Consider the following 12,863-nt stretch of genomic DNA (forward strand, 5'->3'; position numbering starts at 1 on the left):
TATTCAATGATAAGCATTTCTGGCAGCCTCCACAGAACTCCTATTGATTATGGAATACTGTTATACTACTTTTCAAAAACTGTTTGTTCTGTTATGTCAGTTTGTAATGCTTTAAGTGCTCTTTCAACTAATTGTCTTCTTAGTTTCTTGCTTCCTTCCTCTGGAAGATTAGGATTTCCAAGAGGATGAGGTATACTTATACCTGGAACTATTCTATTTGCTCCAATTGTTAATGAAATAGGAACTATAGTAGCCATATGAACTACAGGTATTCCTGCTCTTTCAACTTCTTTTACCATTGTTGCACCGCAACGTGTACAAGTTCCTCATGTAGAAACCAATAATACAGCTCCTACCCCATCTGCTACTAATTTTTTACTGAATTCTTCTCCAAATCCCTTAGCATTTCCTACAGAAGTTCCAGTACCAGTAGTTGATACAAAGTAATTGCATAGTTCTCCTATGACGCCTTCACGTTCAAGATCTCTTAATACATCAAGAGGAATTACAAGATTAGGATTTTCTGTAACAAAAGCTCTATCATACCCCCCATGGATTGTCATGAAATCTTTTTTGCTCATGGAATTCATTCCTGTGATATCATAAATGCCATACTTTGTTGCACTTGAAGATTCTATTCTATCTGGGTTTCCTTGAGGTACTATTCCTCCAGATGTAACTACAGCAACTTTAACTTTTGATATATCTTTTATTGCTGGAAGTGGATCAACCCTATCAAATACAGGCATTGGATACTCTGTCTTAAATTCTTCCTTTTTAATTTTCTTAAGAAGCATTTCAACTGCACGCTCAGAACCTCTTCTTTCATTGAAATAGTTAACTCTTATATCTCTTTCAATATAACCTTCAGCAGCTGGAGATCCTATTTCTTCTTTGTTTATCATCTTCTTTGCAAGAACAGCTATCTTTTCCATAGCATTTTTCATCTTTGCGGCTGATATTTCTGTTTCTACTATATACAAATCCTTCTTGAACATATCAACACCAGGATTTTCTTTATACATTCCAGTTATAACAGGGATGTTAAGTTCATCTAAAACCATCTTAGCCATAGTTCCACAAGCAACACCATATCTTCCAGCATTAAATGCAGGTCCAGCTACAAATAAATCAGGATTATTATCTTTTATCATTTCTATTAATTCAGCTTTTGCTTTTTCTAAATTATCTCCAAAATATGAGTCTCCACATATTACAGTTGCAACTATTTCATAGTCAGGTCCTAAGTTAGCTGCCAATAAATTTCCTGGACCAACTATTCCTTTAACAACTTGTGGAGGGACATCTGCTTTTTCCTCTCCACCTATTTGAGCAAAGAATTGATTAATATATTGAACTACCTTATATTTACTCATAATAACCTCCTATTAAAACCCTTGCGCTGCAAGTTTATTGTATCCGTTTGCTATTGTTGAAGCTATGATTATTTGAATTTCAGCCTCTATACTTCCATCTTCCTTAAGACTTCCTTCATAACCACCTATCATAGTTTCAATATAATCAAGAGTACCTATAATCTTGTCCATTGGTGGAAAATACTCTATAATATTACCATTTCCACAAGAAACCACTGCATCTGCTTCTTCTACAGTATCTGCTACAGATTGAGATTTACCATCTCTTCCTGGGAATTCATCAGTTATAAGGACTACATTAACACCTTCCCTAGAAACCTTTTTACAATTCATCATTAAATCTGTATCTGGATTTCCATAGCCCTCTTCAGTAACTATAACTCCATCCAATCCTAAATGTCTGCAAAGTTTAGCAGTCATATCTGAAGAACGTTCCTTGTCCATAAGCCAAACGTTTTCATTTGTAAGTATGACTCCTATGAAGTTAAGATCCTTTCCATGTCTCTTATATAAATCTTCAATAACTGGATTATTGAAGTGATGGAAGGTTGTAACCTTATCACAAGGGGCAACGCAGTTACCGCTTACTATAGCTCCATCCATTATTTCTGTTGGATACATAAATGTAGGAAGCATAACCTTTGCATCTACACCATAATAGTAAGTATCATGTAATAAACCTTGAGATTGAAGCATATGAACATATCCTATCTTTGGAAGATCAGGATACTCCTTAATTTGGTCTAATAGAGGCTTTGTTTCATAGGTAACGATTTCATCCGGTTCAACATTTCTTCCTGCTTCTCCTACATATTTTGCTACTTTTAATCCTGCCATTCTGCCTGCTTCTTCATAAGCATGTGTATCTAAATCTGCTCTTCCTTCTATAACCACGCATACATTATTAGTTTGAGAAAAAGGTGTATATTTTGCAGTAGGCCCACTCATATCTATAAGTCCCTCTTGAAAGCCAACTATCTTTCCACAGGTTATTACTGTAGCCCCAACTAATGCGTGAGTTCTTCCTGAACCAACAGTCTTAACTTTGTCTAATATTCCTGGGAAGATTCCACCATCTCCTGACACCTTTACTCTTGGCTCTATTACATCTTTAACAGGAGCAATACGTACAGATTCACCAGGTCTAGCAAGCTCAACATCAGCTTTTATAAGCCTTTCATCTTCTAAAACAAGATCAATAATTTTCTGCTTATTTACAAAAAGCGTGCCATTTTCAACCTTTGTCTCTGCTCCAAATTGAACATCAGAGATCTTAATTTTACCTAACTCTAACTTCATAATCATCTCTCCTTTTGATATAGTAATGATTTTTTTATATTAATAATTAAAAAATAATTGAGTGCTGTCTTAAAAAAGCGCCGTCTATAAACGATAAATCTAAAGTTCTAAAATCCTTAAGACATTTTTCTGACCAATTAGGAAGTTTTCTTTGCTTTAAAAATTTCAAACTACTTTCTATAGCATTTTCTATTAATGCTATACTTTCATAATCTATCTTCTCTGCTTTCACAAGCAGTACTGATTTATAAGGGGTTTGATTTGGTTTTAAACTTCCTGCCATAGGATGAGTTAATAATACATATCCTAAATGAATCTTATCTCTTATTGCATACATTGTGTTTATATAGCTGTCATCTTTAAATTCAACATTTATCATATCTTTGTATTTTTCATATGCATCATAGTTATTTGTTATAAGACAAAGTTTTTCTATATGTTCTATTTCTAGCACCTCCTTATAGTAATTTAGATTTTCATGTGTACTTATGATTTTTCTAAAACATTTTCTAAATTCACCCTCATATTTCGTATATAAATAAACTTAGCAATATTCGTGCCAAAATATGTATTTATCAAAAATTCCTATAGTACATCTATGTTCTATTGATGAATATACTTTTTTTATTTTTCTATTTTAAGAAAACTTATTAAAAACTATGAAATAAACTTCTTTACAATGAAATTTATTTCATATATATTGGAAATATATAGATATTCAAGGAGGGTGCTTCATGACTTTCAAATCATCTTTTTTAGAAAAATATAAATTAAACAGTAAAAGTCCTAAATATATTAAAATGCTAAATGCCTGCGAAAAGGTAGCAAAATCAAAGGCTAATATCCTTCTTCTTGGCGAGTCAGGTTCCGGGAAAGAAATTGCAGCAAAATATATCCATGCCTGTAGCAATAGAAAAAATAAAAAATTTGTTGCAATAAATTGTAGTTCATATGTATCTAGTCTTTTAGAATCTGAACTTTTCGGATATGAGCCAGGAGCTTTCACTGGTGCTAATAAGTCAAAAGCCGGTAAGATTGAAACTTCTAATCAGGGAACCCTATTTTTAGATGAAATTGGTGATATTGATCTTCCAACTCAGATTAAACTTCTTAGAGTCCTAGAAAGCAAAAGCATTTCAAGGATAGGAAGTAATATCGAAAATCTAGTTGACTTTCGTCTTTTAAGTGCTACAAACAGAAATTTGATACAAGCCGTTCAGGACAAAGAGTACAGAGAAGACTTTCTCTATAGAGTTAGTACTATCGTAATAGAAGTTCCACCTCTCAGAGAAAGATCAGAGGACTTAGAGGACCTTATAAATTTCTTTTTAAAATCATCTCAAGAAGAAAATAATATAACAATAAAAAGTATTTCCAAAGAAGCTCATAACTTTTTATATGAATATGATTATCCAGGGAATATTAGAGAATTAAAAAGTATAATCGATAGAATGGTAGTATTATCTGAAGATGGTGTTATAACAAAAGATGGAATACCTATAATAAAATCCATAAAACGACCTTTAATAGATAGCGATGATACAAAATACTCACCTTCCAAAGAAAAATTTTCAAAGATAATACCTTTCAAAGAATATCAAAGACTTTGTGAAAAAGATTATTTAATATGGGTACTAGAAAAATGCGGCTGGAACGTAACAAAAGCCTCCAAGGAACTACAAATAAGTTCTAGGCAGCTATTTAATAAGATTAATCTATATAATATACGACGATAAATGTCTAAAAGATTTTATTGACATTAACTGTAAACGTTGTTACATTAGTTATATAAATACTCTTTTAATACAGAGATTCACCCTCATAGAATCGTAATGTATTAAGCGAATTGATAGAGATACTATCAATTTTGAAAGGAGCTATTTATGAGTAAACATGATGTTAGTTTAAAAACTGTCATTAAATTTGCTGGAGCATTTACCGCCTTTTTGATAGGCTCAGGTTTTGCTACTGGTCAAGAAGTTCTTCAGTATTTCGCGTCTTATGGATACTTAGGCGTTTTAGGCGCCATTCTGACCTTGCTTCTTTTAACTTACGTAGGTGTTAGCTTTTTAACTGTAGGTCAAAGAGAAAACTTTGATAAAGGCAGTGATATCTATAGATATTACTGTGGCAACAAGCTTGGAACCTTCTTTGATTATTTCTCTACTTTCTTTTGCTTTTTATCCTTTACTGTAATGATTTCTGGTGCAGGTGCTACCTTAAATCAACATTATGGTCTATCTGTATATATAGGCGGGATTTTGATGGCTGTTTTAGCCCTAATTACTGTTATTATGGGGTTAAATAAAATTGTAGATATAATAGGCAAAATCGGTCCTGTCATCGTAATAATCTCTATACTACTTGGATTAGTCGCAATATTTCAAAATTTCAGTAATTTATCTCCTTCTATAGTAGACAACTCTTTAAAATCTCTCGACTCTCAAGGCACTTTAATAAAAGCTTCTACTAATTGGATATTTGCAGCCTTCTCTTACGTTGGATTCTGCATGCTATGGCTTGCTGGTTTCTTAGCTGCCATGGGAACTCAAGCACAAAATAAAAAAGAAGCTGCTATAGGCGGAGCACTTGGCGCAACTTCATTCTCAATAGCAGTAATTGTTGTGGCTTTAGGACTTCTTTCTTGTATAAATACTGTAGCAGGAAGTCAAATACCTATGCTTCATTTAGCTAGAAATATACATCCAGTTCTAGCAACGGTTTTTGCTATAATAATTATGGCAGGTATATATACAACTTCTGTACCACTACTTTGGAATGTTTCTTCAAGGTTTACCAAAGATGAAAGCAAAAACTTTAAAATATTAACAGCAGTTTTAGTAGTAATTGGTACAATAATAGGTTTATTACTTCCATTTGCAAAACTTATAAATATAGTTTATGTAATCAACGGATATGTTGGAGTTGGTCTTCTTATAATAATGTTTATAAGAAGTATTATACGCATATTTAAGAATAAATCTAGCATTGAAGAACAGGTAAAATAAAATTATAAAAGCCCTGAGTAAACTTTTTACTGCTCAGGGCTTTCTCACTTTTAAGTAATTTTAGAATTTTACTTTTCCAGACTCCATTAATAATTCTCCATCCGCTACTATAGTTGCATCTCTCATTATCAAATCATAGTGGCATGAAGCTTTAACTGTTCCTCCTAAAGTTATGCTCGTTCCTATTCCTATATGGACTGATCCATAAACACCTTCATCTTCTAGCATAAAACCCACAAATTTGCAACATGGGTTTAGTCCAACACCCATTTCTGCAATATTGTATACATTAGGATCATTCTTGCTTTTCAAATCTTCCTCAAGAATTTTTGCTTGTTTTCCTCCTAAAATTGAAGTTATAAATCCATTCTCTATTGTTAATTTAACTGGTTCATCCAGCACTCCTATTCCAAGGTAAGGTATGCTACCATTTGCTATTACTATCCCATTAGCCGTACCTTCTAGAGGTGAAACATTTGCTTCTACTGTTGGAACCGTTGAAAATTGCCCTTTTTCAACCATACAATATAAAGCATTTCCTCTCCTGCCCAAAGCAGAATATCTTAAGTTGGTTCCATTAGCTGTAGTAAGCACTACTTCATTTGAATTTGCAAGCTTATCAGCCATAGTTTTACATACTGGAGCTATAGATTTAAAATCTGCTTCTAATCCTCCATGAATAAGCATTTCTTCGCTAAACTGTGTTAAAACCACCCCTCTTGATCCATTTTTTATTGCATCTTTTACAGCGTTAGTATGGGTTATTGATTTACCAACAACGGATATAAATGCATCACTTGCTTTCATCATTTCTGCAATACATTTGGGTGGTTCCGTACTATCTATCTCTCTTGGCATCATAACAGTTATTACTGGCTCAGCTCCTGCCTCATATACTGCTGATGCTATTGTTTCTGCAATAGTAATCTTTAATGGTTCTGTTATTATTGATACTGTCTCACAAGGTTTTACTCCAACACATACATCTACAATCTTTTTTGCTCCCCTAGACATTAAAATTTTCTTCATACTATCCCACCTAATTTAAATTTACCCCTTTCCAACTTTCTACGTATATATAATATATTCTTTCTGTTTAAGCACACTCCTCTTATTTATTGTTAATATACAAAATAAAAAATCACCAAACTTTCTGTAAAGAAAGTAGGTGACTTCTTATCTAAGAATTAAGTTTATTCTTCATTGCTACATATCCCATCCATACAACCCATACATAAGCACAGGTTTTAGGAATCATAAGCGCTCCTACTGGTGGTATTGTTTTTGCAAATACAACTACTGGTGCATAACATGCAAAACTGATTACTATTGCAAGCCACATAAAGCGAAATTCTGAATCTTTAAATTCTCTTGCCTTTTTATAAAATAGAACTATTATTAAAAGTCCAAGTAATGCAAATGGAATGTTTCTATATATACCCCATGATAAAGGTGCATCATAACTAAGCCAATCATTTTGTGGGAATAAGCAAAGGATTATTCTTAGTGCTGCAAGTCCATATACTGTATAAGAAAGACCTTTACTTTCTTTCACATTATAACGCTTTTTCCAAACATGATATAAAATTACATAGAATATTGTCATAGTTATAGATGTAACCGCTTGTCCAAAGCCCAGTGCAGCTGCATTAGCTTCCATTCCTGTAGTCCACATAGCATAAACACGAGGTACTAAATGGAAAGCATCACCACATCCTAAGACTACTGCCATAACTCCAAAAAGTTTAAACTGACTATTTCCATTTGATTTTTTAATCATAGTTATTCCAAGATAAATAACTGTAATAAGATACAAAATGTCAAAAATACTTTCTCCAATTCTCATAATAAAACCTCCTAAAATAATTTATCTAATATCTACTGATTTTTCTATCCCTTCCTTCTTTAAAAATCAAAATGAACATCGTTCACTTTGGTTTTTAAAAATAATCCGCTGTCTACGGATTATTTTAATAATACAAAATTTTTTCTAAAATTGCAAGAAAAAATTTGCATTCTTTTTTGCCATATCTAAGCATAGACATCATATTAAGAAATACAAAATCTACAAAATCATCTTTGGTAAAATCATCATTCCATAAATCATTGTGTATAAATCTATCTTTTTCTATACCGTCGAAAAGATGATGCTTTATATGTTCAAAGCATTTCGCTTCAAGCTGTCTTCCCTTTTCCTTTTCCTGAACACTTAACATAGAAATCTTAGCAAGCCAATCATTTTCAAATTGGAAAAGCCTTTTTAATAAAGTTTTAAAATATCTTTCAAAAAATACAGTAAACTTTTCATCATCCTTAGCATAAGAATCTTTTTGAATCCATGTGTAGTTCCAAAAATCTTCAACAACAGATAAAACTAAATCAGCTTTTGTAGGAAAATAATTATATATAGCTCCTATAGATACATTACACCTTTTCGCTACATTCCTTATGTTAATCTTATCAATTCCTTCATTATAGGCTATGTCTTTAGCTGCCTTAAGCAATTCCTCTTTAGATGTTACACTTTTGTTCAAATGTTAACCTCCTAATAAATCTAATTCTTATTATAGAATTTCATAATTAACTATAATATTATTATATAGCTTTTTTAATCTAAATTCTTTTTTTATCTAAATATTTTTATTTGTTTTTCCTAAATAAAAGACCAAAAATCCATACAGAAGACCATCCTAATGTAGCTGAAGCCACTAAAAGTATCAGAAAACATATACTCTTAATAAAGCTTCCTGAAAAATTCTTAGTAATGATAATCAACACACCTATAGTTATTAAACTTATAGCTAAAATTATAGCTGCATATTTCATTCTAATTTTTCTGCTTTCATCTAAAGCAGTTGTGTCCGTATAAATAGGTTTGCTTCCTGGTGCAGCTGAAAAGATTCTAAATCCCTGGTCCTCACAGACAAAGGCCCAACCTTCCATTTTAAAAATTTCTAAATATTCATTAATATCCTCCACTTCTGGTTGATAATCCATTGAATATATTAAATCCTTAGGTTCCCCCTTTATAAGATTAAATTTTAATGTGGACATAGATTCCAAGATCCATCCTTCTTTTGCATAGTTAGAAAGTTTTCTAAGCATTTTATTTTTAGAAATGTCCCATCCTTCATTAAGCATAGTTTTATACTTTCCCATAATTTTTCCCCTCCAAAATTAACTTCCCATGATAAACAATTTGTTTACGTCTTTCAAAATCCTTAAGCAAAAATGCTTTTCCTTTCTCTGTAAGTCCATATATTTTTTTATCCTTATTCTCATTAATCTGCAATACTATAAGCCCTGCATCAAGCATTTTTTTTAGCGAAGTATAGAGACTAGCAGGACCTATATCAAATGTTCCTTCTGATATTTCTTTTACTTTATGCATTATTCCATAACCATGAATTGGTTCTGTTAAGGACAATAAAATATAGTAATTCGTATCAGTTAATTGATCTTCCTCTAAAGATTTCTTTCGTGCCATAATAATTCTCCTATATCATTTAATAATATATCTTATAATAATATATAATTAAATGATATAGGTTTTGTCAATACTCTCACTATATAACTTAATTTTATAAATCATGGAAAGTTATTGTATAATCACTTGAGACATATTTATGTTTTATTGCTTCATAAAAAAGAAAAATCCATACAAATTAAGTTAGAACAGCTATTAAATTACTCATACCTTTGTAAACAATAAGGAGAGTTCATACTGAACTCTCCTTATTATAAAGTCATAAATCAATAATTAGGTCTAACAAAGCCTAAAAATTTTGTTTTTGATGAACTAATACCCCATTCTTTATGACTTTCCCAACAATATTAACACCTGTATGATATGGAAGAAATTTATATGAATTATAATCTAATATGATCATATCACCTTTTTTGCCTGGCTCTATAGTTCCTATACTATCGGCTCTTCCTACAGCAGCTGCTCCATTCAATGTCATAGCTACTATTGTTTCTTCTATAGTCATATTCATATAAATTGATGCTAATGCAAACATTAATGGTATTGAATTTGTAAATCCACTTCCAGGATTAAAATCCGTTGCCAATGCTACAGCACAGCCATTGTCAATCATGTACCTAGCACGAGCAAATGGTTCTTTAAGACAAAATGCAGTTGTTGGAAGCAGTGTACTTACTACTCTATTCTTAGCCATATCCTCTATCCCTTTATCCGAAGCATGTAGAAGATGATCTGCTGATACAGCCTTAAGTTCTGATGCAAGCTCTGATCCTCCAAGTTCTACAATCTCATCAGCATGAAGTTTAAGCTTCATTCCAAATTCCTTTGCTTTTAGCAATAGTTTTCTTGATTCTTCTATAGAAAATACCCCTTCTTCACAGAATACATCGCAAAACTCTGCCAAATTCTTCTTTGCTACAACTGGAAGAACTTCATTAATTAAGAATTCTATATACATGTCTGTGCTACCTTTATACTCATTTGGCACAGCATGTGCGCCCAAAAATGTCCTTACTATATCGATAGCATGTTCACAATCAAGCTCTTTCATAACCTCCAATTGTTTAAGCTCAGTTCTGTAATCCAGTCCATATCCGCTCTTTCCCTCTACGGTAGTAACCCCAAATTCAAGCATAGAATCAAGTCGCTTTTTCCCTAATTCAAACAAACACTCTTTAGAAGCATTTCTGGTATCCCTCACAGTATTTACTATTCCGCCACCACGATTCATTATGTCCATGTAACTATCTCCGCGAAGCCTCCATGAAAATTCTTCTTCTCTATACCCCCCAAATATAAAGTGAGTGTGTGAATCAACAAAGCCTGGAAGTATTGATTTTCCCCCAGCATCAATAACTTCATACTTTGATTCGTCATATTTTTTAAGTATCTCAGAAGTATTATTAACTTCTTTTATAACACCTTCTTCTACTACTACAGCTCCATTTTCTATCCTCTTTAATTCTTGCATTTCAGCTCCAAATTTTGCTGTTTTACCAATAGAAGTTACTATTTCCGAAGCATTTTTAATTATCATATTCCCTTTTACCATTACGTTCCCCCTTGAGTTCATTACTTATTACTCTTTTAAAATTTCTTAAACACCTTTTCTACTGCGTTTCTTACCACATCATTATCAGCAACGTATGGAATTGTTATATGATCTGTTCCCTTGTTATTTTTGTTAAATTCAATTACTGTTTCAATTGAGTGTTCATTTCTAGCCCAAGAACGTCTGGCAACTCCACTCATAACATCCCAAGACATAGCTGATTTGATTATTTCATCAATTCTATGGCTTCCATCAAGCACCAATCCAAAGCCTCCGTTTATTGACTTTCCTATACCAACTCCTCCGCCGTTATGAAGAGCAACAAGGCTCATGCCTCTAGCTGCATTTCCAGCATAACATTGAACAGCCATATCTGCCATTACATTACTTCCATCTTTAATATTTGATGTTTCTCTAAATGGAGAATCAGTTCCAGATACATCATGGTGGTCTCTTCCTATCATAATTGGGCCTACTTCTCCTTTTCTGACAAGCTCATTAAACTTAAGTGCTATATTTATTCTTCCTATAGCATCTTGATAAAGTATTCTAGCTTCTGTTCCAACTACTAATGAATTCTTCTCAGCGTCCCTTATCCAGTTGTAATTATCTCTATCTTGATATCTTCTATCCGGGTCTATACATTCCATAGCAGCATGGTCTGTCCTTACTAAATCTTCATGTTTTCCACTTAAGCAAACCCATCTGAAAGGTCCATATCCATAGTCAAACAATTGTGGTCCCATTATGTCCTCTACATAAGATGGCCATATGAATCCGTCTTTTTCGTCTACCCCATTCTTTGAAATTTCCTTAACTCCTGCATCATATATGGCTTTCATAAATGAGTTTCCATAATCAAAGAAGTAAACGCCTCTTGATGTTAGAGTTTTTATAAGGTCAAAGTGATGTCTTAGTGTCTTATTTACAAGCTCTACAAACTTTTCTGGTTCTTCTGCCAAAAGTCTTGTTCTTTCATTAAAGCTTATGCCTTCCGGACAATACCCCCCTTGATATGCATTATGACATGAAGTTTGGTCTGAAAGTAAATCTATATGGATATTATTGTCTACTGCATATTGAAGAACATCTACTATATTTCCGTGATAAGCAATTGACATAGGCTCCTTCTTTTCAAGATATTCCTTTGCAATTTCAAATATCTCTTTTACATCTGAAGACCACTTTCTTATCCATCCTTGTTCAAGTCTTGTATCTATTCTAGACTTATCTACTTCTGCTATTATTCCTACACCGTTGGCTATTTCACATGCCTTTCCTTGAGCTCCGCTCATTCCGCCAAGACCTGATGTCACAAATAGTCTTCCCTTTAAATCTTCGTCATTAGGTATGCCAAGTTTTAATCTTCCTGCATTTAAAATTGTGTTGAAAGTTCCATGAACTATACCTTGAGGTCCTATATACATCCATCCCCCAGCTGTCATCTGTCCATAGTTTGCAACTCCCATTTCCTCAGCTATCTCCCAATCTCTTATGTTGTCAAACATTCCTATCATAAGAGCATTTGTTATTATTACTCTTGGAGCTTCTGGTTTTGATTTAAACAATCCTAGTGGATGACCTGATTCAAGGACTAAAGTTTGATCATTAGTCATAACCTCTAGGTACTTCTTAATAAGCCTGTATTGCATCCAATTTTGACATACGCTTCCTGTTTCTCCATAAGTAACAAGTTCATATGGATATAGTGCAACTTCAAAGTCTAGGTTATTATCTATCATAACCTGAAAAGCCTTTCCTTCTATACAGTTTCCTTTATATTCATCGATTGGCTTTCCATAAATTCTTCCTTCTGGTCTAAATCTATAGCCATAAATTCTTCCTCTTGTAGTAAGCTCCTCTAGAAACTCTGGTATAATCTCTTCATGATACTTTTCTGGTATATACCTTAAAGCATTCTTCAAAGCAATTTCAGTTTGTTCCTTTGTCAAATGAAATCCCCTATCTGGAGCTCTTCTTATTCCTTTTTGAAACTTAGGCATTTCTGGCAAATAATCATCTAATTTTATGGTCATTGCATCTGAAATATTAAAGTTATCTATCATAGAACATCCCCCTTACCCTTAATGTATTTAAAGCTTAAACTCTTACAGTCATTAGAATAATTATATGTTTTTCTC

The 12,863-nt window shown here is 32.8% G+C and carries 12 protein-coding genes; 2 read left to right on the forward strand and 10 right to left on the reverse strand.

Annotation, left to right across the window (positions count from 1 at the left end; translation table 11 throughout):
• Positions 1 to 65: 65 nt before the first annotated feature.
• From grdF to KQH81_RS09970, 3 genes are read right to left on the reverse strand one after another with little or no spacing between them, the layout of a single operon-like run.
• Positions 66 to 1,376, reverse strand: coding sequence for a sarcosine reductase complex component B subunit beta (grdF, locus tag KQH81_RS09960; RefSeq protein ID WP_081670394.1), 1,311 nt, complete (start codon positions 1,374 to 1,376; stop codon positions 66 to 68).
• Positions 1,377 to 1,388: 12 nt separating this feature from the next.
• Complete coding sequence (gene grdG / locus KQH81_RS09965) at positions 1,389 to 2,675, reverse strand: sarcosine reductase complex component B subunit alpha (RefSeq protein ID WP_027639988.1); 1,287 nt, start codon at positions 2,673 to 2,675, stop codon at positions 1,389 to 1,391.
• A 46-nt stretch (positions 2,676 to 2,721) separates the two neighbouring features.
• Positions 2,722 to 3,129, reverse strand: a complete 408-nt coding sequence (locus KQH81_RS09970; protein ID WP_099335605.1) for a GrdX family protein — start codon at positions 3,127 to 3,129, stop codon at positions 2,722 to 2,724.
• A 280-nt stretch (positions 3,130 to 3,409) separates the two neighbouring features.
• Between KQH81_RS09970 and KQH81_RS09975 the strand changes: the two genes are divergently transcribed.
• Both KQH81_RS09975 and KQH81_RS09980 read left to right on the forward strand, forming a co-directional pair.
• The gene (locus KQH81_RS09975) at positions 3,410 to 4,411 is read left to right on the forward strand and encodes a sigma-54 interaction domain-containing protein (protein WP_074846297.1); all 1,002 of its coding nucleotides are present in this window, start codon (positions 3,410 to 3,412) and stop codon (positions 4,409 to 4,411) included.
• Positions 4,412 to 4,558: 147 nt separating this feature from the next.
• Positions 4,559 to 5,683 carry a YkvI family membrane protein gene (locus KQH81_RS09980; RefSeq protein ID WP_027639990.1) on the forward strand — a complete coding sequence of 375 codons (1,125 nt, stop codon included), beginning with the start codon at positions 4,559 to 4,561 and terminating at the stop codon, positions 5,681 to 5,683.
• Between the two features lie 60 nt (positions 5,684 to 5,743).
• On the opposite strand, the gene KQH81_RS09985 is transcribed toward KQH81_RS09980, so the two are convergent.
• The 7 genes from KQH81_RS09985 to KQH81_RS10015 form a co-directional block, all read right to left on the reverse strand.
• Complete coding sequence (locus KQH81_RS09985) at positions 5,744 to 6,712, reverse strand: aminopeptidase (protein ID WP_230028186.1); 969 nt, start codon at positions 6,710 to 6,712, stop codon at positions 5,744 to 5,746.
• Positions 6,713 to 6,863: 151 nt separating this feature from the next.
• On the reverse strand, positions 6,864 to 7,532 hold the full coding sequence (locus KQH81_RS09990) for a hypothetical protein (RefSeq protein ID WP_099335607.1): 669 nt from the start codon (positions 7,530 to 7,532) through the stop codon (positions 6,864 to 6,866).
• Between the two features lie 121 nt (positions 7,533 to 7,653).
• Positions 7,654 to 8,217 (reverse strand): TetR/AcrR family transcriptional regulator, encoded by a 564-nt coding sequence (locus KQH81_RS09995; RefSeq protein ID WP_027639993.1) that lies wholly within the window; start codon positions 8,215 to 8,217, stop codon positions 7,654 to 7,656.
• 106 nt (positions 8,218 to 8,323) lie between these two features.
• A complete protein-coding gene (locus KQH81_RS10000; RefSeq protein WP_178312279.1) occupies positions 8,324 to 8,842 on the reverse strand; it encodes a DUF2812 domain-containing protein in 519 nt (172 codons plus the stop codon).
• Positions 8,829 to 9,170 (reverse strand): PadR family transcriptional regulator, encoded by a 342-nt coding sequence (locus KQH81_RS10005; RefSeq protein ID WP_027639994.1) that lies wholly within the window; start codon positions 9,168 to 9,170, stop codon positions 8,829 to 8,831. The genes KQH81_RS10000 and KQH81_RS10005 overlap by 14 nt, the downstream gene beginning before the upstream one ends.
• Before the next feature lie 289 nt (positions 9,171 to 9,459).
• Positions 9,460 to 10,722: an imidazolonepropionase gene (gene hutI / locus KQH81_RS10010; protein ID WP_074846307.1), complete on the reverse strand. Its 1,263-nt coding sequence runs from the start codon at positions 10,720 to 10,722 to the stop codon at positions 9,460 to 9,462.
• Between the two features lie 35 nt (positions 10,723 to 10,757).
• A complete protein-coding gene (locus KQH81_RS10015; RefSeq protein WP_099335608.1) occupies positions 10,758 to 12,788 on the reverse strand; it encodes a urocanate hydratase in 2,031 nt (676 codons plus the stop codon).
• Positions 12,789 to 12,863: the final 75 nt, after the last annotated feature.

It is taken from the genome of Clostridium cadaveris (assembly GCF_020911725.1).
GTDB lineage: Bacteria > Bacillota > Clostridia > Clostridiales > Clostridiaceae > Clostridium_X > Clostridium_X cadaveris.

Coding starts and splice junctions, on each gene's coding strand:
- hutI (WP_074846307.1), bottom strand. CDS start 10,722: ATGGTAAAAGGGAATATGATAATTAAAAATGCTTCGGAAATAGTAACT.
- KQH81_RS10000 (WP_178312279.1), bottom strand. CDS start 8,842: ATGGGAAAGTATAAAACTATGCTTAATGAAGGATGGGACATTTCTAAA.
- KQH81_RS10015 (WP_099335608.1), bottom strand. CDS start 12,788: ATGATAGATAACTTTAATATTTCAGATGCAATGACCATAAAATTAGAT.
- KQH81_RS09980 (WP_027639990.1), top strand. CDS start 4,559: ATGAGTAAACATGATGTTAGTTTAAAAACTGTCATTAAATTTGCTGGA.
- KQH81_RS10005 (WP_027639994.1), bottom strand. CDS start 9,170: ATGGCACGAAAGAAATCTTTAGAGGAAGATCAATTAACTGATACGAAT.
- KQH81_RS09975 (WP_074846297.1), top strand. CDS start 3,410: ATGACTTTCAAATCATCTTTTTTAGAAAAATATAAATTAAACAGTAAA.
- KQH81_RS09985 (WP_230028186.1), bottom strand. CDS start 6,712: ATGAAGAAAATTTTAATGTCTAGGGGAGCAAAAAAGATTGTAGATGTA.
- grdG (WP_027639988.1), bottom strand. CDS start 2,675: ATGAAGTTAGAGTTAGGTAAAATTAAGATCTCTGATGTTCAATTTGGA.